This window comes from Spirillospora sp. CA-142024 (genome assembly GCF_050942325.1).
GTDB lineage: Bacteria > Actinomycetota > Actinomycetes > Streptosporangiales > Streptosporangiaceae > Spirillospora.
On sequence record NZ_CP192077.1, the window covers coordinates 1,357,970 to 1,379,418 of the forward strand.

At 71.4% G+C, this 21,449-nt stretch carries 22 protein-coding genes; 15 read left to right on the plus strand and 7 right to left on the minus strand.

Going from position 1 to position 21,449, the window contains the following annotated elements; all coding sequences use genetic code 11:
* Nucleotides 1–322: 322 nt before the first annotated feature.
* Nucleotides 323–733 (minus strand): hypothetical protein, encoded by a 411-nt coding sequence (locus ACQPZP_RS06745; RefSeq protein ID WP_433476771.1) that lies wholly within the window; start codon nucleotides 731–733, stop codon nucleotides 323–325.
* Nucleotides 734–1,219: 486 nt separating this feature from the next.
* Between ACQPZP_RS06745 and ACQPZP_RS06750 the strand changes: the two genes are divergently transcribed.
* From ACQPZP_RS06750 to ACQPZP_RS06770, 5 genes are all read left to right on the plus strand, one after another.
* Complete coding sequence (locus tag ACQPZP_RS06750) at nucleotides 1,220–1,711, plus strand: gamma-glutamylcyclotransferase family protein (protein ID WP_433476772.1); 492 nt, start codon at nucleotides 1,220–1,222, stop codon at nucleotides 1,709–1,711.
* 56 nt (nucleotides 1,712–1,767) lie between these two features.
* Nucleotides 1,768–2,349 (plus strand): DUF4303 domain-containing protein, encoded by a 582-nt coding sequence (locus tag ACQPZP_RS06755; protein WP_433476773.1) that lies wholly within the window; start codon nucleotides 1,768–1,770, stop codon nucleotides 2,347–2,349.
* A 148-nt stretch (nucleotides 2,350–2,497) separates the two neighbouring features.
* A complete protein-coding gene (locus tag ACQPZP_RS06760) occupies nucleotides 2,498–2,998 on the plus strand; it encodes a protein-tyrosine phosphatase family protein (RefSeq protein ID WP_433476774.1) in 501 nt (166 codons plus the stop codon).
* A gap of 135 nt (nucleotides 2,999–3,133) precedes the next feature.
* A complete protein-coding gene (locus ACQPZP_RS06765) occupies nucleotides 3,134–3,751 on the plus strand; it encodes a hypothetical protein (RefSeq protein WP_433476775.1) in 618 nt (205 codons plus the stop codon).
* Nucleotides 3,752–3,815: 64 nt separating this feature from the next.
* The gene (locus tag ACQPZP_RS06770) at nucleotides 3,816–4,481 is read left to right on the plus strand and encodes a metallophosphatase domain-containing protein (protein WP_433476776.1); all 666 of its coding nucleotides are present in this window, start codon (nucleotides 3,816–3,818) and stop codon (nucleotides 4,479–4,481) included.
* 117 nt (nucleotides 4,482–4,598) lie between these two features.
* Here the strand turns inward: ACQPZP_RS06770 and ACQPZP_RS06775 are convergent, their stop codons facing one another.
* The gene (locus tag ACQPZP_RS06775; RefSeq protein ID WP_433476777.1) at nucleotides 4,599–5,192 is read right to left on the minus strand and encodes a TetR/AcrR family transcriptional regulator; all 594 of its coding nucleotides are present in this window, start codon (nucleotides 5,190–5,192) and stop codon (nucleotides 4,599–4,601) included.
* Between the two features lie 376 nt (nucleotides 5,193–5,568).
* Here ACQPZP_RS06775 and ACQPZP_RS06780 point away from each other — a divergent pair, with 376 nt between their 5' ends.
* Nucleotides 5,569–6,807 carry a cytochrome P450 gene (locus tag ACQPZP_RS06780; protein WP_433476778.1) on the plus strand — a complete coding sequence of 413 codons (1,239 nt, stop codon included), beginning with the start codon at nucleotides 5,569–5,571 and terminating at the stop codon, nucleotides 6,805–6,807.
* Here the strand turns inward: ACQPZP_RS06780 and ACQPZP_RS06785 are convergent.
* Together ACQPZP_RS06785 and ACQPZP_RS06790 are read right to left on the minus strand one after the other, a co-directional pair.
* Nucleotides 6,794–8,260, minus strand: coding sequence for an MDR family MFS transporter (locus ACQPZP_RS06785; protein WP_433476779.1), 1,467 nt, complete (start codon nucleotides 8,258–8,260; stop codon nucleotides 6,794–6,796). The two genes, ACQPZP_RS06780 and ACQPZP_RS06785, sit on opposite strands and share 14 nt — an antisense overlap.
* 17 nt (nucleotides 8,261–8,277) lie before the next feature.
* Nucleotides 8,278–9,441 (minus strand): FAD-binding oxidoreductase, encoded by a 1,164-nt coding sequence (locus tag ACQPZP_RS06790; RefSeq protein WP_433476780.1) that lies wholly within the window; start codon nucleotides 9,439–9,441, stop codon nucleotides 8,278–8,280.
* 92 nt (nucleotides 9,442–9,533) lie between these two features.
* On the opposite strand from ACQPZP_RS06790, the gene ACQPZP_RS06795 reads away from it, so the two are divergent.
* The 4 genes from ACQPZP_RS06795 (at nucleotide 9,534) to ACQPZP_RS06810 (ending at nucleotide 13,251) form a co-directional block, all read left to right on the plus strand.
* Nucleotides 9,534–10,181: a TetR/AcrR family transcriptional regulator gene (locus tag ACQPZP_RS06795; RefSeq protein WP_433476781.1), complete on the plus strand. Its 648-nt coding sequence runs from the start codon at nucleotides 9,534–9,536 to the stop codon at nucleotides 10,179–10,181.
* A gap of 60 nt (nucleotides 10,182–10,241) precedes the next feature.
* Entirely contained in the window at nucleotides 10,242–10,526 is a 285-nt protein-coding gene (locus ACQPZP_RS06800; RefSeq protein ID WP_433476782.1) for a GlsB/YeaQ/YmgE family stress response membrane protein, read from the plus strand.
* 186 nt (nucleotides 10,527–10,712) lie between these two features.
* Complete coding sequence (locus ACQPZP_RS06805) at nucleotides 10,713–12,830, plus strand: S8 family serine peptidase (protein ID WP_433476783.1); 2,118 nt, start codon at nucleotides 10,713–10,715, stop codon at nucleotides 12,828–12,830.
* 109 nt (nucleotides 12,831–12,939) lie between these two features.
* Nucleotides 12,940–13,251, plus strand: coding sequence for an SHOCT domain-containing protein (locus ACQPZP_RS06810; protein ID WP_433476784.1), 312 nt, complete (start codon nucleotides 12,940–12,942; stop codon nucleotides 13,249–13,251).
* A gap of 85 nt (nucleotides 13,252–13,336) precedes the next feature.
* Here ACQPZP_RS06810 and ACQPZP_RS06815 read toward each other — a convergent pair whose 3' ends face one another.
* Complete coding sequence (locus ACQPZP_RS06815) at nucleotides 13,337–13,939, minus strand: MarR family winged helix-turn-helix transcriptional regulator (protein ID WP_433476785.1); 603 nt, start codon at nucleotides 13,937–13,939, stop codon at nucleotides 13,337–13,339.
* A 267-nt stretch (nucleotides 13,940–14,206) separates the two neighbouring features.
* On the opposite strand from ACQPZP_RS06815, the gene ACQPZP_RS06820 reads away from it, so the two are divergent.
* The 3 genes from ACQPZP_RS06820 to ACQPZP_RS06830 all read left to right on the plus strand — a co-directional run bounded on the left by ACQPZP_RS06820 (nucleotide 14,207) and on the right by ACQPZP_RS06830 (nucleotide 16,727).
* Complete coding sequence (locus ACQPZP_RS06820) at nucleotides 14,207–14,602, plus strand: DUF3263 domain-containing protein (RefSeq protein WP_433476786.1); 396 nt, start codon at nucleotides 14,207–14,209, stop codon at nucleotides 14,600–14,602.
* Nucleotides 14,603–14,621: 19 nt separating this feature from the next.
* Entirely contained in the window at nucleotides 14,622–15,443 is an 822-nt protein-coding gene (gene otsB / locus ACQPZP_RS06825; RefSeq protein ID WP_433476787.1) for a trehalose-phosphatase, read from the plus strand.
* 195 nt (nucleotides 15,444–15,638) lie between these two features.
* Nucleotides 15,639–16,727, plus strand: a complete 1,089-nt coding sequence (locus tag ACQPZP_RS06830) for a hypothetical protein (RefSeq protein ID WP_433476788.1) — start codon at nucleotides 15,639–15,641, stop codon at nucleotides 16,725–16,727.
* A 45-nt stretch (nucleotides 16,728–16,772) separates the two neighbouring features.
* Here ACQPZP_RS06830 and ACQPZP_RS06835 read toward each other — a convergent pair whose 3' ends face one another.
* Nucleotides 16,773–17,366: a PadR family transcriptional regulator gene (locus ACQPZP_RS06835; RefSeq protein ID WP_433476789.1), complete on the minus strand. Its 594-nt coding sequence runs from the start codon at nucleotides 17,364–17,366 to the stop codon at nucleotides 16,773–16,775.
* A 145-nt stretch (nucleotides 17,367–17,511) separates the two neighbouring features.
* Nucleotides 17,512–19,650 (minus strand): serine/threonine-protein kinase, encoded by a 2,139-nt coding sequence (locus tag ACQPZP_RS06840; RefSeq protein ID WP_433476790.1) that lies wholly within the window; start codon nucleotides 19,648–19,650, stop codon nucleotides 17,512–17,514.
* A gap of 53 nt (nucleotides 19,651–19,703) precedes the next feature.
* On the opposite strand from ACQPZP_RS06840, the gene ACQPZP_RS06845 reads away from it, so the two are divergent.
* Nucleotides 19,704–20,255, plus strand: a complete 552-nt coding sequence (locus ACQPZP_RS06845) for an RNA polymerase sigma factor (RefSeq protein ID WP_141578537.1) — start codon at nucleotides 19,704–19,706, stop codon at nucleotides 20,253–20,255.
* Between the two features lie 90 nt (nucleotides 20,256–20,345).
* Entirely contained in the window at nucleotides 20,346–21,368 is a 1,023-nt protein-coding gene (locus ACQPZP_RS06850) for a sulfotransferase family protein (RefSeq protein ID WP_433476791.1), read from the plus strand.
* Nucleotides 21,369–21,449 lie beyond the last annotated feature (81 nt).

Genomic DNA, 21,449 nt, shown 5'->3' on the forward strand with positions numbered 1-21,449 from the left:
ACGGTCACTTCACGCCCGCGCCCGAGCCGGGCGGCGGGGCCGGTGCGAGCGGCGCGTTGGCCGAGCCGTACCTGCTCGGCCTGCTGGGTCTCGGCCTGCCGCACGCGGCTGATGCGGCACACGCCAAGCAGGCCGAGGTCGTGGCCGACCTGGAGGCCTACATCAGCGGCCGCAAGCCGTACACCGAGCTGTCCCCCGGTGACACGGCGGCGAAGTCCTTCTCCGGCAGCGCACCCGCGCGGCTGCGGGAGGTCAAGCGGGCCCGTGACCCGCACAACGTGTTCCGCGCAACAGCGCGGCCGGCAATGTCACCCCGACCTTCTTATCGCCGTCTTTTTGGGCGCTTGGGTATTCGGTCCTGGTTGAGGGCCGCGCGGACGGCCAGGCGTCCAGCCTGCCGGAAGCCGCGTTCGCTGGAATCGAGTTCGTGCCAACGGGCGCCAGTAAGCGCGACTTGAACAGCCAGAGCGTCGGAGCCTGCCTGCGGCAAAGGCTTTTCCCACTCATATTCGACGTCGCCCAGCAGTTCACGCCTGATGCCGTCGGCGACGGCCTCGGCGAACTCGGACGGAAGATCCGCCTCGTCGACGAAGTTGACGAAGTCGAACTCGGTCATGCCGTCCAGCAATGGTTCGAAGTCGACGGTGATGGCGGCGTACGGTCCGCAGCCGCCGATGTTCTTGGCGTACTTGACGTGCACATCGCGCACCGCATTCGGGAACAGCCCAGGCATCGACAACCGTTCTTTCGCTCGGTACAGCGCCAGACAGGCCCCGCGCCGACCGTGCAGGGCAACCGCACCTGCACCGAGGCTAACTGAACCGGCACTGCGGGCCGCGCCACGGTGATCAGCCGAGTTCCGGATTCATTACCGCAGGCGTCTGCGTACCCTCCTCCACGTGAAGCTGGCCATCCCCACTCCTATTCGACACGGCCAACCCAAGAAGGCCAGGGATCGGCCCGCACAGTAAGCCATGGTGATTTTATGGCGTGACCAGGTACGTCAGTGAGACACCTTCGAGTAGCACCGGGACGCCCGCTGTGGAATGCGCCGACTACCTCAGGGCCGCCGTCCCCTGGTGGACCGGCAAGCTCCGGTTACCTCGCCGATCGCGCCACAACCCCCTGCACGGCACTCACATGTGGGCCTGTCCGGTCGGGTTCGACTGGTTCGCGGCCCTCTCCGAAGCCGACGTTAAGGTGTCCCGGGAGGTGCTCCATGCCGCATATCGAGCCCCGCTCGCCCCAACCGACCTCGTCGCCCTCTGGGGAGCGGGAACGCCTGTCGGCGGGCCCGGAGGCCCTGTTCGTCTATGGAAGCCTCCGGTTTCCTGAGGTCCTGTTCGCCCTCATCGACCGCGTTCCCGACCGCGAACCCGCAGCCGCCGAGGGATGGCGCGTCGCCACCCTGCCTGAACGCGTCTACCCCGGACTCGTCCCCGGCAGCACCACCGCACGCGGTTTTCTCCTGACCGGCCTCACCCTCCAAGAGTGGCGCGTCCTGGACGCCTTCGAAGACTCGGAATACCAACTCCTCCCCATCGACCTGGCCGACGGCCGTCACGGCTGGACCTACGTATGCGACCAAGGCGTTGAAGTCGGCCCCGACGACTGGTCAGCCGAAGACTTCGAGGCTCACCACCTCCCCGCCTTCGTCGTCCGCTGCGAAGCATGGCGCCGCCGTTACGAGACCAGCGAACAAGTCGGCTAAAGCCCCGGCTCGCGCCTCAGAGTTCGGGACTGAAAGGGCTGGGATAGCATGCGGCGATGGACTGGGGCGCCTTCGAGAAGGCTTGGCATGACAGCGGATGCCGCACCCTGACCGCCCTCGCAGAAGCGCATCCGGGCGAGCGGCTGTACGCCGCGGCCTTCCATCTCTTCTACATGGACGGTACCGAGATCCTCTCGCCGGCCCTGGCCGCCAACACTGAGGCAGCGGTGAACGAGGTTCGCCCGCGCGGGGAGGACTATAGGGACTCGACACGGTTCATCCCGCCGGAGTGGCGGTGGGACGTCCTGGACGCCGCGAGCGATGCGATGTCGCCGTGGTATCACCGTCTCACTGAGGAGTACTTCGCACCCGCCGCCACCGAGGCCGAAACGGATGCGGCGATGGACACGCTTGAGGCGGCGCACGACGCCGCGATGGCCCGTGTCTGCAAAGCGATGACCATGACGGCGCGGCAGGGGGGCATCCACGATTCGCTTTCCCCCGGGTTCGTCGTCGTCATCCTCGAAGGGCAACGTGGGGACGAGGAGGCCGGCCTGATCCGGCAGAGCGTCGACCCGCAGGTGCTGCCAACGGCCCCGGAGCTTGCCGAGTACCTGCGGCAACTCGAGGAGGCGTGACCCCGGTCGGCTCGGTGCCCTTCCGGCCACTCCTGGCCGCCCGCTCATGTCATGCCGCGATCGGCAGTTCGCGTTGTACGGTGATGGCGTGATCAGTTGATCTTGCCCGGCCTTGCGGTGGTTGGGCTGCACTGCAAGGAGCGAGGCCATGCGGACCGAGGGCCGGGGAGCGCCTGACGCCGGGACACCCTGGGATGAGATCGTCCCGTTGCTGTGGATGGGCGGCCATTACTACCGGGATCCGTCGGGAACCCGGACACCGGTCATCGTGAGTCGTGAGTTCGATCTAGTGATCAGCTTGTACGTTCGGGAGGGGCACGGTCCAGACAGCGGCGTCGAGCACAGGTGTGTGGAAGTACCCGACGGGCCGTTGACCGCTGAGCAGATCGGGGCGGTCGCTCGGGCAGCCGAACTGGCTGTGGAGTCGATCGAGCAGCGCCGGCGTGTGCTGGTCCGCTGCCACTCCGGCTACAACCGGTCCGGTCTTGTCATGGCCCATGCCCTCACGCTCCTGGGTTACGGCACCGATGACGCGATCTTTCTGGTCCGCTACCGCCGATCGAAGTGGGCGCTGAACAACTCCTTGTTCGTGGACTACCTGAACACTGGACTCGATGTAGCGCGGTTGCTGACGGGGCTCGAAGCCTGACCTGGTTGCCTCTGCCCGTGCACACGCCGTGCCTACTGGCGCATGAGGCGTTCGACGGCGATTCCCCCTGGCGGGGGATGCCGGTCGTGCCGGTGGGGGATGTGAGGTCGTGACCCTGCGCGCGATCTTCGAGCCATGACCGATTTCGCCGTCGCTTCCCGCGCACCGCGGTTGCCTCGCCTGCGGGCCGCCTGGGCCGGTGCGCACGCACCCGTCGCCGGGGTACCGCGCTGGGCGCGGACGGCCGCGCTGATCGTCCCGTTCACGGTGCTGCCGTCCAGCCTGTGGCGGATCTCGGCCGTCACCCTCCATCTGCCGATCATGCGGGACGTAGGGCCCGACGCCAGTGGCGATCTGCCGTCCTGGATGCCGCTGGAGTTGTACGTGGTGCTGCTCTCGGTGGTTTCGGAGCTGCTGGCGTTCACCGCCGTCGGGCTCGTCTCGACATGGGGCGAGGTGTTCCCCCGATGGGTTCCCTTCCTGCGTGGACGTCGGGTGCCGAGGCTCCTGGCCGTGGTGCCGGGGGCTCTCGGCGCGATCGTCCTGACCGCCCTGTGGACGTGGGCGGCGGTGGCATTGGTGATCGGACGAAACCTGGCGGGGCGTCCACTGGCCGCCGACGCTCCTCTCAGCCCCGACACCTGGCAGGGCGCCCTGGCCATCGTCGCCTACGCGCCGCTGGTCGCGTGGGGCCCTCTCCTCGCGGCCGTCACCTTCGCCTACTACCGGCGTCGGACTCGCGCGACGCTCTAAGCGGGCCACGGCCGGACACTCCGGGCGGGTTAATGGTGTTATAGAGGCTCAGTACGCTTGCGTTATGCGAATTGTTGCGGTTGCCGATACGCATACCTATCATCGCGAGCTCGCTGTCCCTGATGGGGATGTCTTCGTGCACGCGGGTGACCTGTGCCGGCACGGCAAGGACCTCAAAGAGCTCAAGGACGCCGCGGATTGGATGCACGACCTTCCGCATCGGACGAAGGTGGTCGTCGCGGGCAACCACGACTGGATGTTCCTGGACGAGCCCGAACGTTCCCGCGCCGTCTTGGCCGACCGGGGCATCCGCTACCTGGAGGACAGCGGGACGGATATCGACGGTGTCACGTTCTGGGGCAGTCCCTGGCAGCCGGAGTTCAACGAGTGGGCGTTCAACCTTCCCCGAGGCCGTCCCCTCGCCGAGAAATGGGCCATGATTCCGGACGGCGTCGACGTCCTGGTCACGCACGGGCCTCCGCTCGGAATCGGTGACGCCAACGCCTACCCCGGACGCCACGGTTGTGAAGACCTGCTGGCCCGGGTGCGGGAGGTCCGTCCCAAGCTGCACATGTTCGGTCACATCCATCAGGATGGGGGGCTCTGGCGCCACGGGGAGACGACCTTCGCCAACGTCACCACGTGGGAGTGCGAGCGCGGCCCCACCGTCGTCCGGCTGGAGACCTCGGGTGCCGTCGGCGAGATCGTGCCGCCGGCACGAACCCGCTGAACAGCGGAGCCCGGGCCGGTCTTGATGGGCTCGGCGCGGGAAGAAGTACAGCGCGAAAGTACCGTTCGCTCGCGGCGGTGGGAAGAAGGGCCCGATGGTGCTCGGGTCCTTGGGTGGTCATTGGCGTGCGGTCAGCATGCCTTCGAACATCAGGTGCATTTGGGATCTGAACTCCGCCAATACTTTCGGTTCGTCCGCGGGCAGCATTCCCTGATCGGCTGCGAGTACTCCGGAGCCCAGGAAGCCGTGGACGCACCAGACCATCATGCCCAGCAGGTAATAGGTGTTGACGCCCGGCGGGACCTCGTCCTTGATTCTGCTGCCCACCAGCCGGAACAGCAGGCGGGGGTAGTGGTTCTCCAGGTCGGGGATGTCGGCGGCGTCGGACACCCAGCGGTGCGCCCAGAGCGCCCTGACGTATGGATGCCCGACATGGAAGTCGATGTAGGCGTCGAGGATGTGGTGCACGCACGCGCGGCCCGGCGGGCAGGTGTCCATCGCGGACTGCAACGCCTCCCGTTCCGCCTCGAAGGCACGCTGCATCACCGTCAGATACAGCCGGCGCTTGTCTCCGGCCGCCGTGGTCACCGTGGATACGGGGATGCCGAATGCGTCGGCGATCATTCCGAGGGACATGCCGTCATAGCCGAGGTTCGCGAACAGCCGGGTGGCCATGCCGATGATCCGATCGGGTTCCGCGGCGTCCTCCATATTTCAACGGTACCTGGCGATCGGTATAGCAAAGATGCATGACCGGCAAGGAAAGATTTAATGAGTGCATGCGCTGCGAAGCTTCCGCGTTGCCATGGACGGACGGAATTGTGTCGACGATGCCACTCAAGCCGAGGGGCAACAATCCTCTTTTAGGTGCACTTACGGGATTTGCCCCGCACCAGCGCATCACCATGACGCGGGGGCCCCGTCGAACAGCCGGGGACGATCCCGGGAGTGCCAGATTGTCCGGTTCGTTCCCAGTCGAGGGCTCGGTGGGGTTGTCGGGGGGCGGGGCGCTTCCTACGGTGGGGGAATGGGGCAGACGGGTGTTGCGGGGCCGTGGGGCGTCGAGGCTCTTCGGTGGTGGGGGCGGATGGCTCGGGATCCGCTCCGGACTTATGGAGGGCTCTCGCGGCGGTATGGAGATGCCGTCCGGGTGCCGTTCGGGGTGGGCCGGTCCTTCTTTCTGCTGTCGCGGCCCGAGCATGCCGAGCGCGTGCTGGTGGCCAAGCAGGACAACTATGTGAAGGCGTTTACGTATCGGCCGTTGCGCGCCGTTCTCGGGGACGGGCTCCTGACCAGCGAAGGGGAGACGTGGCGGCGGCATCGCCGGGTGGTGCAGCCGGTTTTCTCCCAGCGGCACGTCGTCGGGTTCGCGCCGCAAATGGTGGAGACGACCGAGCAGGTCGTGCGGCGATGGCCGGACGGAGTGGCGCTCGACGCTGCCGGTGAACTGCGGAAACTGACACTGGGCATTGTCGGGCGCGCGCTGTTCGGAAGTGAGTTGGGCGCGGAGTCGGAACGGACCGGGCGATCGCTTGAGGCGCTCCAGCGGGGCGCCGTCGCCGGGACGTTCCTGCCCGCGGCCACGGCGAAACGAGGGGTGTACCGGCGCGTTCCGGGGCTCGCCGGGGCGCTGGATCATCTGGACGGGATGGTGCAGCGGGTCGTCCGGGGGTCGTCCGGTGGGGAACTGCTGAATCTCCTCAAGGAGAGCGGGGAGTTCGGCGAGGCGGAGCTGCGGGACGAGGTTCTGACTCTGCTGCTCGCCGGCCATGAGACCACCGCGGCCTCGCTGGCCTGGACGTTCGTGCTCCTGTCGCGGTACCCGGCGGCAAGAGAGCGGCTGGAGGACGAGGTGGACGAGGTCCTCGGCGGGAGGGAGCCCAAAGCCGAGGACGTCGATCAGCTGCCGTGGACGAAGGCCGTTCTCTCGGAGGCCATGCGGCTGTATCCGCCGGCCTGGACGATCGAGCGCGACGCCCTCGACGACGACGATGTCGCCGGGGTGGAGGTGCCGGCCGGGTCCACCTTGGCCATCCCGCCCTACCTGATCCATCGGAACGCCGAGATATGGCCCAATCCCGAGGGCTTCCAGCCGGAACGGTTCATGGGGGAGCAGCGCCGTTCGCGGTATGCGTACCTGCCGTTCGGAGGTGGGCGCCGGATCTGTGTGGGCGCCGGGTTCGCGATGCTGGAGGCGACCCTGGTCCTCGCGACCATCAGCCGCACTCACCGGCTCGACCTGGTGCCGGGTGTGACGGTGCCCGGCCGGGCGGAGATCACCTACCGCCCGGCCGGGCCCGTGCCCATGAGGGTCATCCGGAGGTAGACCGCGCGTTCCGCGGCAGCAGGAGCGCCGGGACGACGGCCAGGGCGCCGATGGCCAGGGCTATCCAGAAGGCGTGCCCGAAGGCGGTCGCCAGGAGCGGGGCGACGGCGATGCGCGACGAGTCCGGGAGCGGGGCCAGGGCGGCGCCGCCGAGCCCGGGTGCCTGGGCGGTGATCTCGTGCTGCAGGATCACCGCGAGGGCCGTGGTCCCGACGGACGCGCCCATCCGCTGGAGGGTGTTGATCGCGCTGGTCGCCCGGGGGATCAGTGCGGGCGGCAGGGCCTGGTAGGCGGCCGCCATGGACGGCATGATCGTCGCGCCCAGGCCGAGGCCGATCACGAACAGCGCCGTGGCCAGCAGCAGGGGTGACGTGTCCGCGTGGATCTGGGTGTAGGCGGCCGTGCCCAGCAGCCCGAGGACGATTCCGGTGGGCACGACGACGCCGGCGCCGACCCGGTCGGTGATCCGTCCGGCCAGCGGCATCGCCACCGCGGCGCCCAGCGCCTGGGGTGCGAGGAGCAGGCCGGTGGCGAGGGGGCCGTGGCCGCGGACGACCTGCCAGTACAGCGGCAGCAGGACGAGGACGCCGAACAGCGCGACGGCGACGACGACGTTGGTGACCGCGGCGGCGGCGAAGCCCCGGTCGCGGAACAGCGCGAGGTCGATCAGCGCCTCTCCCCGCCGGGCGTGCAGCACGTAGAGCGCGATGAGCGCGGCGGCGGCGCCGAGGATCGCCCAGGTGCGGGGCGCGTCCAGTGCGCCGGGACGTCCCGCCTCGGTGGTGCCGTAGACGAACGCCGTCACGCCGCCGCACAGGAGCAGCAGGCCCCGGACGTCCAGGGATGTCCGGCGGCCCTGGGAGGAGGGCAGCAGGCGGAACGCCGCCACGACGGCGAGAACGCCCAGCGGGAGGTTGGCGAGGAAGATCCAGCGCCAGCCGGCCGTCGAGATGATCAGGCCGCCGGCGATCGGGCCGGCGACGGAGCCGAGCAGCATGGGCAGCCCGATGAAGCCCATGACGCGTCCCATCCGGGCCGGGCCCGCGGCCTGCGCGAGGATCGTCTGCGCCACCGGGATGATCATGCCGCCGCCGATGCCCTGCACGACCCGGAACGCGATCAGCGCGGGCATCGACCAGGCGAGCCCGGCGAGCGCGGAGCCGGCCAGGAACAGCAGCAGCGCGCTGATCCAGACGCGGCGGGCCCCGAACCGCTCGGTGGCCCAGCCGGTGACCGGGATGACGGCGGCGAGGCCCAGCATGTAGCCGGTCAGCACCCACTGGACGGACGTGATCGAGGCGCCGAAGTCCTCGGCGAGGGTGCGGGTGGCGACGTTGACGGCGGTCGCGTCGATGATCGACATGATCGCGCCGAGCACCACCACGACACCGATCGTGACGAGCCTGCGGTCGAGCTTCTGGGACGGGGCCGGAGCGGAAGTGAGCGTTGCCATGGCGGTTACCTCGCATTTCAGGCGGGCTGGATGTTGTGGTTGCGGTGGAACACGTTCTGCGGGTCGTAGGCGCGCTTGACCTCGCGCAGCCGCCGGAAGTTCTCCGGGGTGTAGGCGCTCGCCGTCCTGGACGTGTCGTGCAGGAAGTTCAGGAACGAGCCGCCGGTCGCGTACGGCGCGAGATCCGCGTCGGAGCCGTCGATGGTGAGGGAGAAGGGGACGCCGCGGTGCCCCACCGGGCCGGCGTCCGCACCGGGACGGGCCATCGCGCCGCCCCAGTGCCGGACCTCGATCCCGGACGCGTCACTGGCGGCGATCACGGCGATCAGCGGGTCGGGGAGATCGGCGTGGAGGTGGAAGTGGTGGGGCGCGGTGCCGCCCAGCGACTCGGTCTCGGCGTACGGCATCGTCCGGAAGTCGTCGTGCAGCGGCGGGCCGGCGGCCTGCCACAGTGACCGCAGCGCCCGCGCGCCGTCCGCCGCGGGCCCCGCGTGGACGCCCCGGACGATGACGACCCGGCCGTGCGAAGCGTGGTTCGCCAGTGCGACCGAGACCGTCAGCGCGTCCGGACGCGTGGCCGATTCGTCCCGGAAACGGGTGAGCACGTCGGCGGCGCGCTCGACCGGGAACATCGCGACGCCCGCGTAGACCGTGGAGACGGGGTGGAGCCGGAACTCCAGCGATGTCACGACGCCGAAGTTGCCGCTGCCGCCGCGCAGCGCCCAGAACAGGTCGGGGTGGCGGCCGGCGTCGGCGGTGAGGTGCCGGCCGTCGGCGGTGACGATCTCGGCGCGGAGCAGGTGGTCGGCGGCGAACCCGAACCGGCGGGACAGCGGGCCGACGCCGCCGCCGAGGGTGAAGCCGGTGACGCCGACGGAGGCGTGCGAACCCGACAGCGGCGCCAGCCCGAGGGGAGCGGCGGCGGCGATCACGTCGCTCCAGCGGGCGCCGGCCTCGGCGCGGGCGGTGCGGCGGGACGGGTCGACCAGCACGCGGGTCATGCGGGACGTCTTCAGCAGCATCCCCTCGTCCGGCGGGACGACCGTGCCGTGCCCGGTGGCCTGGACGGTCAGCGGCACTCCGAGCTCGCGGGACGCGAGGATCGCGGCGCGGACGTCCGCGGGCCCGGTGGCCTCGACGGTCAGCGGACCGGCGGTGCGGGTGGCGGTCGCGGTGCTCATGATCTCGATCCTTCCGGAGGTTTTTTCTCCACTTACTCACACCGTAACACCGACCGGAGGATTTGTCTCCACTTGATTGCTACGCTTGGCTCATGGCAACGAAGGAGCGTCCCCTGCGGGCCGACGCGCGAGACAACCGCGACCGGATCCTCGCCGCCGCCCGGGAGGTGTTCGTCGAACAGGGGCCGGGTGCCCCGCTGGAGGACATCTCACGGCGTGCGGGCACCGGCATCGCCACCCTTTACCGGAGGTTTCCCGACCGGAAGGCGCTGACCAGGGCCGTCGCCTTGGACGCCTTGCAGCGCACCAGAGACGAGGTCAAGCGCGCGCGGGACGACGAGCCGACCGCCTTCGTGGCCCTCGTCCGCTACATGCACCGCGTCCTGGACATCCGCATCGGCGCCGTGTTCCCCGTCCTCCTGGAGGAGATCCCGTTCGACGACGAGGAGATCTCCACCGCCCGCGATGAGGGCGTCGGCATCATGAAGGAACTCGTCGCCACCGCCCAGGAGGACGGCGACCTGCGCCCGGACGTCACCCACGGCGACGTCGGGATGCTGCTCGTCCGGCTGTCCCGCCCGATGCCCGGCCCGATCCCCCGAGAGCTGGGCGAGGAACTGGCGCACCGGCACCTCGACCTGATCATCGACGGGTTGCGGGCCGGGCGGCCGGGAGACCTCGGCGGCCCCGCGCTGACCTTCGACGACCTGCGCTCCATGCGAGACGACCAGCCCACCTGAGCTGCCCGTATGACGTGCCCGGCCGCGTGATGAGCCGCAGGGAGTGGGCACAGGCAGGGAATGAACATCACAGGCATCATCTCCGCGATCGTCATCGGGGCGATCATCGGGGCGCTCGGCCGGCTGGTGCTGCCCGGTCGCCAGCCCATCGGAGTCATCCTCACGGTGATCGTCGGCATCGTCGCGGCGATCGCCGGCACGGCGATCGCGCAGCGGGTCGGCGTGGACACCACCAACGGGATCGACTGGATCGAGCTGGTCTTCCAGATCGGCCTGGCGGTGATCGGCGTCGCGATAGTGGCGAGCATGCGCCCACGGCGCAGACGCCGCCGCTCTCCACGCTGACCCCGTGGGCGGGTTACCATTCCGTGTCGCCTAGGGTTACCGACGAGTACGCCGGTGGGCGCAGAGAGGAAGATCCGCGCTGTCCCGGACGTGCCCTAATGTGCCGAGTGCCCGGGCCAAGGCCGGTTCGCGTGGCAGAATGTCAGCCGCCGTGAAGCGCGGCGGTCTGCCGGAGGGAGGGGCGGCGTGTCCGAAGCCGGTCGACGCCGTCCGGCGCGTGCCCGTCCGGCCCTGCCGCCGCACCGGCTCGGCGCCCGGACGACCGCGACCCTCACCGTCCTGACGCTCGGCGCGGCCGTCGCCGTGCCGGCGGCGATGATCGACGGCGCCGCGGCGGAACGGCGGACCGTGCGCGGAGCCGCTGCCGGGGCCGTGGCCGCGCCGCTGCGGGGCGCGCCGACCGACCAGATCCGCTCCCGCGAGTGGCACCTGGACGTCCTGAGCGCCCAGAAGGCGTGGCGGTACTCCAGGGGACGCGGCGTCACCGTCGCGGTCCTGGACACCGGCGTCGACAAGCGCCACCCCGACCTCACCGGGCGCGTGGTCACCGGCCCGGACCTCACCGGCGGGCTGCGCCGCCCCGGCAGCCGCTACTGGGGCCTGCACGGGACCTCGATGGCCAGCATCATCGCAGGTCACGGCCATGGTCCGGGGCTGTCGCAGGGGATGATGGGGGTCGCGCCGCTGAGCCGCGTCCTGTCCATCCGCGTCACGCTGGAGAACGACGACCCGCTGCGGCGCGACAACGGGCAGCAGGCCGGCACCGGCGACCGCGACGCCGTCGCGCAGGGCATCCGGTACGCCGTCGACCACGGCGCCCAGATCATCAACATGTCCCTCGGCGGCGGGCGGCAGTCCTACAACGGCACCCCGTCGCAGGAGAAGGCGATCAGGTACGCGCTCGGCAAGGGCGTCGTGCTGATCGCCTCGGCCGGCAACGACGGCTCCGGCGCGAACCGCAAGAACTTCCCCGCCGCCTACCCGGGAGTGATCGCCGTCGGGGCGCTCGACCGCAGGCTGCGCCTCTGGAAGGACAGCAACAGGCGCTCCAACGCCGCCGTCTGCGCGCCCGGCGTCGAGATCGTCAGCGCCGACGCCAGCAACGGCTACGTCGTCGGCACGGGCACGAGCGCGTCGTCGGCGATGGTCGCCGGGGTCGCCGCGCTCGTCCGCTCGCGCTACCCGCGGCTGAGCCCGGACGAGGTCAGGCGGGCGCTCGTGCAGGGATCGCCGGCCCGGCCCGGCCACCCGACCGGCTCGACCGAGTGCCGCGGGACGGTCGACGCGGCGCGCACGCTCGTCGCCGCCAATACGATCAACAAGACGTCCAGCGGGCCGGTGGAGACGCCGCCGCCCTCGTCCGCCGCGCCCGCGCCCGCGGCACGGTCGTCCGCCCGCGACTCCGGCTTCCTGCTCCCGCTCGTCCTCGGCGGCGGCGGGCTGCTGGTCGCCGTCGGGCTCGTCCTCGGCTGGCGGCAGCGGCGGCGCCCGGAGGAGGAGACCGGGGACACCGACGCCGTCGCCGACTACGGGCTTCCGTCCGCGCCGTCCGCGCCGCGCGAACCCGCCGTCGCGGTGTCGTCCGGGACGCCCGCACCGTCCGCGGTGTACGCGGCGCCCACGGTCGCGCCGGTCAGCACGCCGCTCTTCCAGAGCACCGAGGTGTACCAGGGGCCCGCCTTCGGGGAGGACGTCCCGCCGCAGGACACCGCCTCACTCTGGGACGCGCCGCAGCCGGAACCCTCGCCGCTGGACGCGCCGGTCTGGGACGCCGCACCGGACCGTCCCGGACGGGACGGGGAGCCGCCGCCCGCCCCCGTCGAGCCGAAGCAGCCTCCGGTCATGTCGAGCGAGCTGCGTCCGTTCGTCCCCGAAGAGTTCGCCGCCGGCGGCGCCAACGGGAACGCCGTCAACGGGCACGGCACGAACGGGCACGACGTCCTCAACGGCGACGGTGCGTCCGGGCTCAACGGCTCGGCGCGGGACGAGCCGCCCGCCCTGGATGACGACGCCTGGGAGGCGTTCCGCCGCGGGGTGCTCGACACGCCGGACGTCCCCGAGAGCGAGACGGCCGCTCCGCCCGCCGCCGTATTCCCGGAGCCGCCGGTGGAGCCGCCGCGCCCGCCCATACCTCCGGCGGACGAGTTGCCCACCGGCGCGATCCCCATCGTCCCGCCGGCCGGTCCCGCCGACCCCGAACCGCCGGAGTGGCCCGTCCCGCCGCCGGACCAGCCCGGCGACGAGCCGCGCGGACGGCACTCGCGCCCCGCCGACGACGAGGACTACCGGCCGCCCTGGTGGTGATCGCGGTACTCCGGCGGGCGTAGCGCGAGTGCCTCCGGCCAGACGATGCGGCCCCCCTCACCCGTCGCCGAGCATCGACGTATCCGAACACAGGAAGGGTCGATGAACCATGGTGACGACGCTGGCGACGCAGGCGATGGCGATGCACCCGGGCGGTTGGAACGAGGGCTGGCACGACGGAGGGGACGCGCCCGCGTTCTGGCCGGTGTTCCCGATCACGTTCGGCCTGTTCTGGCTGGCCGTGCTGGGGACCGCCTTCTACTTCATCCGCCGCCGGATGAACACGAGCGCCGCGGCGGCCGCCTCGGCGGCCGACCCGATGGCCAAGGCGCAGTCGGTGCTCGCCGAGCGGTTCGCCCGCGGCGAGATCGACGAGGACGAGTACCTCATGCGCATGTCAGCCCTCCGCAACGGAGCCTGACCACCACCCGAAGGCGCCGGTCGGCCCGGCGAACACCGACCGACCGGCGCCTTTTGCTCGGCTGGTGGTCTGGGCCGGGCGTGGCTCAGTCGGCGGCGGCTTCTTCGAAGATCCGGCCGATGCCGTCCGGGTACATCGGTGCCTGGACGGCCGCGTCGGCGAACCGGGTGAGCAGCCGCGCGAACTCGGCCCGCTCCCGCGCCGACCAGCCGGTCATCAGCTCGTCGAGGTAGGCGCGGCGGAACCGGTCGGAGACCTGCTTGACGCGCCGTCCGGCGTCGGTCAGCCCGAGGTTGGCGCGGCGCGCGTCCACCGGGGACGGGCGCCGGGACACCAGCCCGGCGTCGAGCGCGTGCCCGACGAGCCGGCTCGCGGTGGACGGGTCGATCTCCAGCCGCTCCGCCACGGCGCCGACGGTCACCTCGCAGGACGGGTCGTCCGCGCATTCCGCCTTGGTGAGGGCGGCCACCGCGTTCACGACCATGAGGTTCGACAGTTGCAGCGGGCGTCCGTCCGTCCCGGCGGAGGTCTGGGCGCGGACCCGCTTCACGAGTTCCGGCTTGGCCCAGACGCGGCGCAGATGGAACAGCGCCATCGCGATCTCCGAGAGAGCGGTGTCGGAACGGCTCCCGTCCCGGGACGCGTCCGGCTCGGCGGGCGGTCCCGTGGCGGAGGTCTCCGTCGCCATGCAAGGTCTCCGTTCCGTGTTCGCCGTTCCGGACGCCGCGGACCACCCACTCTAACGCATGTAGTGTGCATATGTTTGCACGCCACCGGGACCGGCGTTCTCCATGTGACACACGGCGCGAAAGAGTCCCAGGTGAACGGGGATGTGATGCACTGGACCACCGGCATTCCCTCCCCGCGAACCACCGGAACTTGTCGTCCCGGACGCGTAGCATGGCACCCGCCCGAACCCGGACGACCCGGGATCAGTAACCACAGAGGGGACCTGATGCGAGCGGCGAACGCCCCCGGTGACCCCCGCGGCGACGTCCCCCCGCAGGACGCGACCACGGACGACGCACCACCCCCGAGCCCCCCGGCCGAGCCCGCCGCCGACGACGAGGGCGGGGCGGACGGCGCCGCCTTCCGCGCCGGCGGGCTCGACGAGCGCGACCGCCGGATCCTCGCCTTCGAACGGCAGTGGTGGAAGCACGCCGGCGCCAAGGAGCAGGCCATCCGCGAGATGTTCGACATGTCGGCGACGCGGTACTACCAGCTCCTCAACATCCTGATCGACCGGCCCGAGGCGCTCGAGTGCGACCCCATGCTCGTCAAGCGCCTCCGCCGGATGCGGACACAGCGGCAACGCAGCCGCGCCGCGCGCCGACTCGGCATCCGGCCCTGATCTGACCAACACTGGTCACGTGAACTCTCCCCGCCCTGTGACGGCCGCCGGTGCCGACGGCCTTGACGCGATCCGTAAGAACCCCGCCGGGGCCGTGCTCGGCTTCGACTTCGACGGCACGCTGGCGCCGATCGTGGACGATCCGGCCTCGGCGCGGGCCCATCCGGGCGCGGCTCCGGCCCTCGCCCGGCTGGCCCCGCTGGTCGGCGCCCTTGTCGTCATCACCGGACGTCCCGCCGCCGTGGCCGTCGAGTACGGCGGCTTCGAGGGCATCGACGGGCTCGTCGTCCTCGGCCAGTACGGGCTCGAACGGTGGGAGTCCGGCGTGCTGACCGAGCCGGAGCCGCCGCCCGGCGTGGCCGAGGCCCGCGCGAAGCTGCCGGGCGTCCTCGCGGCGGCCGGGGCCCCGCCCGAGACCTTCGTCGAGGACAAGGGGCAGGCGCTCGCCGTGCACACCCGGCGGTGCGCCGAACCCGAGGTCGCGCTCGAACGGCTGCGCAGCATCATGGCCGCGCTCGCGGAACGCACCGGGCTGACCGTGGAGCCCGGCCGGCTCGTCCTCGAACTGCGCCCGCATGGCATGGACAAGGGGAAGGCGCTGCGCTCGTTCATCGACGACCGCGGGGCCCGCCCGTCCGCCGTGCTGTTCGCGGGGGACGACCTCGGCGACCTGGCCGCGTTCGACGCCGTCGAGTCGCTGCGCGCGCAGCGCGTGCCCGGCGTGCTGGTGTGCAGCGGGTCCACGGAGGTCACCGCGCTCGCCGAGCGAGCGGACGTGGTTGTCGACGGCCCGGCCGGGGTGGTCGGCCTCCTCGACGGCCTCGCCGGCTCCCTCTCCTGACTCTCTTTCCTGACCGCGCCGCCCGCGCCGTCGGTGTTGTCGCCCAAGTGACAAGAGTCACAGCCGGACTTGTCGTATCTCGCGAGACTCCGGTGGTCCGCATGGACGCGACGTCCAATTGAGCCAAAATATGGTGAATTGCGGCAAGTGTGGCTTCACGGGGGAGTCACACAATGGACATCGGGAGGCTAGACGGTGGACACGGAACGGGGACTTCCGCGCCGTCCGGGCGAGATCAGGCACACGCCCGCCCAGGGCGTCCCGAAGGTCACCCCGAGAGAGGGAACACCCGTCCAGCCGCCCGGCGCCCCGATCCCGCCGGGCGCCCCGACCAGCCCCATCGTCCAGGCGGCTCCCGCCCCCCGTCCCGCGCCGGGTGCCCACCCGTCCCAGCAGGGGCCGCCGCGGGTCTGGGGGGCGCCTCCGCGGTCGCCGGCTCCCGAGCGGGCGGCGCGGGTCGGGGCCGCGGAGTGGGCCGCCGTCCCCGAGGCGCAGGACGCCTACTCGGGGCGGGAGGCGCGCCCGTCCACACCGGAGCCGATGGGTGTCCGGGAGACCAGCGGCGTTCAGGTGCGGCTCGGGTCGCGGGATCGCGAGCGGGAACGCCGGGCCGCGCGCCGGCGCGCGGGACGCCGCGGCGGTCTCGTCGCTGCGGGCGTGCTCGTCCTGGCCGGGCTGGTCGCGATCGGGCTCGTCCTGACGCCCGGCTCCGGCGACGAGGACGCGGCGGACGCACCCCCGGCCGCCAGTGACCAAGCACCGAACGGCGGCGGGCTGCCCCTGGCGGGCTCGCCCATCACGGTGGGCACCGCCGATGGCTCCAAGTACCGGATCGCGGCGGTGAAGGCCGGGGTGAGCGACGGGGTGACGACGTTCCAGTCCTCGCCCCCGTCGGGGACGGCGTTCCCTTACATCGAGTACATCCTCGGCAACCCGACGGACCAGAAGATCCTGCTCGACTTCCCCGGCGACGTGTTCGTCAAGCGCGACCTCGTCACGCCGGAGGCGCGGGGACGCTGCATGCCGCAGGCCGGCGTGCCCGAAGTCATGTGCACGCCGCCGACCAAGAGCCAGGTCGTGCGCCGTCTCGCGGGCGGTTCGCTGATTCCGGGGGACGGCGGCGACAAGTACCTCGCGCCGGGCGCCTCGTACCTGGTGCGCGCCACGGTCGACGTCCCCGTCAACCGCACGATCAGGCGCTCGGACATGGGCCTGTACGTGTGGAAACAGCTCTACATGGCCGACCGCCTCGCCAAGCAGGCGCCCTTCCCGAGCGGAAAGTGAAACCGCCGTGGCCGGGTCGGCCACGGCGGTTCCGGTCGTTCCGGCTCACTCGGCTTCGGGATCATCGGCGAGGATTCCGTAGAGGCGGCGGCGGGCGTCGTTGACCACGTCCAGCGCGCGCGCCTTCTGCGCCTCGCTGCCGACGGCCATCACCTGCTGGAGGGCGACCATCAGCTGGCCGATCGCCTCGCGTCCGCGCAGGACGTTCTCGCCGGCGGCCTCGGTGACCTCGTCCCAGGGGGCGGTGGTCTGCGCCGCCGCCTCCTCACGGCCCGCGTCGGTAAGGGAGAACAGCCGCTTGCCGCCGTCCTCCTCGCTGCTGACCAGACCCTCGTCCTCCAGCATCTGGAGGGTCGGGTAGACCGAGCCGGGGCTCGGCCGCCAGACGCCGCCGGTGCGGCCGTCCAGCTCCTGGATCATCTCGTAGCCGTGCATGGCCCGCTCGGCGAGCAGGGCGAGCAGGGCCGCCCGGACGTTGCCGCGCCGGGTCCGCCGTCCGCGTCCACCGCGGCCGCGATGGCCGGGACCAGGGCCGAACCCCGGACCGCCGGGCCCCCACGGGCCGAACGGATCGCCGCGCCGGCCGCGTTCCTGCGGTCCGCGGAAGCCGCCGCGCCTTCTCTTCGTGTGCTCGTGCATCGCGTACCCCTTCGTTGGTGATCGGTTGCGATGCATTAACGATATATCGAAAACATGTCGCGATGCAACCCCTCGGCCGGGCATGCCGATGTCCCGGCGTCCGCTGCCGGACGTCGGGTGAGGGGTTGCTCGCCGATTCGGCGGGTTAGGGGCCGGTCACCTTGAGGTTGTCGAGGATGTCCTTGGTGGCGTTGCGGTTGTCGGTCTCCTTGACGCGGATCCACAGACCGAACTTGCCGGACTTGTCCTTGAGGCCGACCTCGGTGACCGACGCGGTGCCGGTCTTGCAGGCGGTGAAGCGGGTGATCGTCCCGCTGAGGGCGCCGTCCGGGGTGGTGTAGTTCTCCGGCGCGGCCTTCGTGCACTGCGGGTGGACGGACGCGCTCGGCGGCGGAAGCTGGCCCTGGCGCAGATCCGTGGTCACGCCGATGAAGACTCCGGGGCCCTTGCCGTTGCCGAGGAACGCGGCCTTGTCCGGGGTCGCGCGGAGCACCGGCCGCGGCTGGCCGTCGTTCAGGTTGACGGTGGACGGCGTCCACGTCTGCTCCTGCTGCTGCTTCGGCCAGGCCTTCGGCGCCGCGGCCTTGATCTTGCCGGCGTTGTCGGAGATCGCGACGAAGTCCTTCGGGATCGCCGGCGCCTTCTTGTCCTTCTTGTCCTTGCCGCCGCCGGAGAACATCAGGCCGAGCGCCAGCCCGCCGACCACCGCGACCACCAGCACGACCGCCGTGATGATCAGCGGCGTGGCGAACTTCTTGGGCGCGCCGCCGCCCTTCCTGCCGCCCTGCCCCCCGCCTTGGACGGGCCCCTGGGGCGGAGGCTGGAATCCGGTGGGCGGCGCTCCGTAGGGCTGCTGGCCGCCGGGGCCCATCGGCTGCATGGGGGCGCCCTGCGGTCCGGCGTTCTGCGGGCCCGGCTGGGGCGCGAACACGGACGTCTTGTCGTTGTCCTGCTGCGGGGGCTGCTGCTGTTCCGGCCGGTACGCGATCGTCCGGTCATTGTCGTTGTCCGGGGCGGTGGGGCCCTCGACCTGACCGAACGGCGTGCCGCGACCGCTCGGGGAGTCCACGACCGTCGCGCCGCCCTCCGGCATCCGCGGCGGGACCTGCATCTCGGACGTGTGGACGTCGTCCTCGCCGGGCTGCTCGAACCGCGTCTGCATCCCCGGCGGAACGCCCTGCGGCCCCGGACCAGCCTGTCCTGGGCCGGGCTGTCCCGGGCCCGCCTGTCCCGGGCCGGGCTGCTGCCCTGGGCTGGGCTGCCCTGGGCCGGGCTGCCCTGGGCCGGGCTGCCCTGGGCCGGGCTGTCCTGGGCCGGGCTGCTGGGCGGGTCCCGGTTGCCGGGCGGGGCCGGGCTGCTGGGCCTGGACGCCGTCGCTGTAGAAGTCCTGGACGGTCGAGTCCGCGTCGACCCGCGGTGCTTGCGGCGCGTACGCAGGCGCGGGGCCGGGGCCGGGGCCGGGGCCGGGCGCCGCGGAGCCGCTCGGGGCGGGTGTCGGACGCAACGTGGACAGGGCCTCGGCGAACGCCTCGGCGGTCGGCCACCGCTTCTCCCGCTCGACCTCCAGCGCCCGCAGGATCACCTGGTCGAACGCCGGGGGCAGCCCCTCCCGCATCTCGCTCGGAGCCTTCTTGACCGGCGCGGGACCGGGGGCGCGCCCGGTGACCATGTGGTAGGTCAGCGCGCCGAGGCCGTACACGTCGGCGCGGACGTCCAGCCCGCCGCCGAACCGCGCCTGCTCGGGCGACATGTATCCGGGCGTGCCGACCGGAAGCGTGAACGCCCCGGAGGCGTGCGCGAGGGCCTTGGCGAGCCCGAGGTCGGCGATGAGCAGTTTCTCGCCGCCGTCCGGCGTCGACTGGAACAGCACGTTGGACGGCTTGAGGTCGCGGTGGATCACGCCCAGCGTGTTGATGACCTCGACGCCGTAGGCGATCTGCTCGGCGAGCGCGACCGCGTCGTTGACCGGAAGCGGTCTTTCCCGCATGCGGTCGCCGAGTGTCCCGCGGTCCGCGTACGACATCACGAAGTAGGGCCGTCCGTCCGGGAGCTCCCCGATGTCGTGGACACGGACCAGCCGCTCGGAGTCGGCGCGGCGCAGGATCCGAGCCTCCTCCAGGAAACGGTTGCGCACGTCGAGATCGTCGATCAGGCTCTCGTTGAGGACCTTAATCGCGACCTTGGACTCCAGGGCGTCGTCGTGCCCCAGCCACACGGCGGCGAACGCCCCGGCCCCCAGGACGCGATCGATCCGGTAACGGCCTACTGAAGGTGGGAACGACACTCCCGTATCATCCCAGCAAACGGGGTGAGCGCGCGAACGAGCATTGAGGCGGCATGGCATTCGACGAGAGGACCGAGGAGCTGGCGGTGAAGGCCGCGCAGGGCGACCAGGGCGCCCTCAACGAGCTCCTCCGCAGGATCGAGCCGGACGTGCTGCGGCACAGCTCCCGGTTCCTGCCCTGCCGGCAGGACGCCGAGGAGGCGTGCCAGGACGCGTTGCTACAGGTCGCGAGGAACATCCACCGGTTCGAGGGCCGGTCGCGGTTCAGCACCTGGCTGCACGTCGTCGTCGCGAACTCGGCCCGCTCCACCTACCGGTCGCTGAAGCGGCGTTCGGTCGAGCAGGCGGGCGAGCTTCCGCAGCAGCGTCCCGACCCGCGCCGGACGAGCGTCATCGCCGGTTCCCGGGTCGACATCCTGGACGCCATGGAGGACCTGGAGGCCCGCAAGCCCGACCTCATCCAGGCGCTCGTCCTGCGGGACGTCTCGCAACTGGAGTACGCGGAGATCGCCGAGCAGCTCAAGCTTCCGCTCGGCACGGTCAAGTCCCGTATCCACGAGGCCCGCAAGCAGGTCAGGCAGACGCTCGGCGAGTCCTACACCTGATCCGGGGCCCGTCAAGGGTCGGTAATCAGGCGGCAACGGTGCGTCCAGAATCGGTGCCGTGAGCTGGGCGTCTGCACCAGCATGCGGTGCATGTCACCAGGACCGGCCTCCCGCCACGACCGCCCGATCTTCGTCCTCGGCTGCCCGCGCTCGGGGACGACGCTGCTGCGGCTGATGCTGCACTCGCACGCCCGAATCGCGATCCCGGCGGAGACGAAGTTCGTCCTGCCCGCCTATACGGAACGGTGCGAGTTCGGTGACCTCCGGGTGAGGGAGAACAGGCGGGCGCTCGCGGAGTGGATCACGAGCGACCGGTCCACGAAGGTCCACGCGCTCGGCATGGACGCCGCCGACCTCGTCGACGAGATCGCCGCCGGGCCGCCGAGCCTCGGCTCGGCGGTCGGCATCGTGTTCCGCGCCTACGCCCGCCTGCACGGCAAGCAGCGCTGGGGCGACAAGCGCCCGAGCTACTCCCAGCACGTCGGCGCGCTGCTGCGGATGTTCCCCGACGCCCAGTTCGTCCACCTCGTCCGGGACGGCCGGGACTGCGTCGCGTCGCTGATGGAGATGCCCTGGTTCGACGGGGACGTCCACCACGCCATCTCCGCCTGGCGGGAGACGATCGACCGCGGCCGCCGGCTCGCCGAGCGCCTCGGCCCCGACACCTACTACGAACTGCAGTACGAACGTCTCGTCGCCGACCCCGCCGACGAGCTGACCCGGCTCTGCGGGTTCCTCGGCGAGGACTTCGACCCGGCCATGACGCGCCCCGAGGGCCTCGCGAAGCAGATCGTCCCGTCCCGGAAGAAGTGGCACGGACGCACGCACGACGCCGTCACGACCAGCCGCGTCGGATCGTGGGCGGAACGGCTCGACCCGTGGGAGATCAGCCTGGCCGAGGCCGCGTTCGGCGAGCGGCTCGCCGAGTACGGCTACGAGCCGAGCGGCCTGCCGAAGCCCCCCGCGTCCCAGCTCGCCCGGTTCACCCGGACCGCCGCCCACCGCCGCATGGCCCAGCACAAGGCCGCGCTGCGCGAACGCTGGAAGCAGCACCACGAACCGAACCCCGTCGAGTCCCTCCTCGCCGCCGAGCACCCGAGCCCCGCCACCTGACCCGCGGCGTGCCGCCCTTACGCCCGAAGGGCGGCACGCCGCAACCCAACACGCGCGCCCGCCTCTCGGGGCGGCCGGTGC

What these genes read in the sequence shown, in the direction of transcription:
- ACQPZP_RS06820 (WP_433476786.1), top strand. Translation starts at nt 14,207, where the DNA reads ATGCGAGCGGCGAACGCCCCCGGTGACCCCCGCGGCGACGTCCCCCCG.
- ACQPZP_RS06750 (WP_433476772.1), top strand. Translation starts at nt 1,220, where the DNA reads ATGCCGCATATCGAGCCCCGCTCGCCCCAACCGACCTCGTCGCCCTCT.
- ACQPZP_RS06835 (WP_433476789.1), bottom strand. Translation starts at nt 17,366, where the DNA reads ATGCACGAGCACACGAAGAGAAGGCGCGGCGGCTTCCGCGGACCGCAG.
- ACQPZP_RS06760 (WP_433476774.1), top strand. Translation starts at nt 2,498, where the DNA reads ATGCGGACCGAGGGCCGGGGAGCGCCTGACGCCGGGACACCCTGGGAT.
- ACQPZP_RS06815 (WP_433476785.1), bottom strand. Translation starts at nt 13,939, where the DNA reads ATGGCGACGGAGACCTCCGCCACGGGACCGCCCGCCGAGCCGGACGCG.
- ACQPZP_RS06795 (WP_433476781.1), top strand. Translation starts at nt 9,534, where the DNA reads ATGGCAACGAAGGAGCGTCCCCTGCGGGCCGACGCGCGAGACAACCGC.
- ACQPZP_RS06850 (WP_433476791.1), top strand. Translation starts at nt 20,346, where the DNA reads ATGTCACCAGGACCGGCCTCCCGCCACGACCGCCCGATCTTCGTCCTC.
- ACQPZP_RS06775 (WP_433476777.1), bottom strand. Translation starts at nt 5,192, where the DNA reads ATGGAGGACGCCGCGGAACCCGATCGGATCATCGGCATGGCCACCCGG.
- ACQPZP_RS06745 (WP_433476771.1), bottom strand. Translation starts at nt 733, where the DNA reads ATGCCTGGGCTGTTCCCGAATGCGGTGCGCGATGTGCACGTCAAGTAC.
- ACQPZP_RS06765 (WP_433476775.1), top strand. Translation starts at nt 3,134, where the DNA reads ATGACCGATTTCGCCGTCGCTTCCCGCGCACCGCGGTTGCCTCGCCTG.
- ACQPZP_RS06780 (WP_433476778.1), top strand. Translation starts at nt 5,569, where the DNA reads ATGGCTCGGGATCCGCTCCGGACTTATGGAGGGCTCTCGCGGCGGTAT.
- ACQPZP_RS06785 (WP_433476779.1), bottom strand. Translation starts at nt 8,260, where the DNA reads ATGGCAACGCTCACTTCCGCTCCGGCCCCGTCCCAGAAGCTCGACCGC.
- ACQPZP_RS06790 (WP_433476780.1), bottom strand. Translation starts at nt 9,441, where the DNA reads ATGAGCACCGCGACCGCCACCCGCACCGCCGGTCCGCTGACCGTCGAG.
- ACQPZP_RS06770 (WP_433476776.1), top strand. Translation starts at nt 3,816, where the DNA reads ATGCGAATTGTTGCGGTTGCCGATACGCATACCTATCATCGCGAGCTC.
- ACQPZP_RS06800 (WP_433476782.1), top strand. Translation starts at nt 10,242, where the DNA reads ATGAACATCACAGGCATCATCTCCGCGATCGTCATCGGGGCGATCATC.
- ACQPZP_RS06810 (WP_433476784.1), top strand. Translation starts at nt 12,940, where the DNA reads ATGGTGACGACGCTGGCGACGCAGGCGATGGCGATGCACCCGGGCGGT.
- ACQPZP_RS06845 (WP_141578537.1), top strand. Translation starts at nt 19,704, where the DNA reads ATGGCATTCGACGAGAGGACCGAGGAGCTGGCGGTGAAGGCCGCGCAG.
- ACQPZP_RS06755 (WP_433476773.1), top strand. Translation starts at nt 1,768, where the DNA reads ATGGACTGGGGCGCCTTCGAGAAGGCTTGGCATGACAGCGGATGCCGC.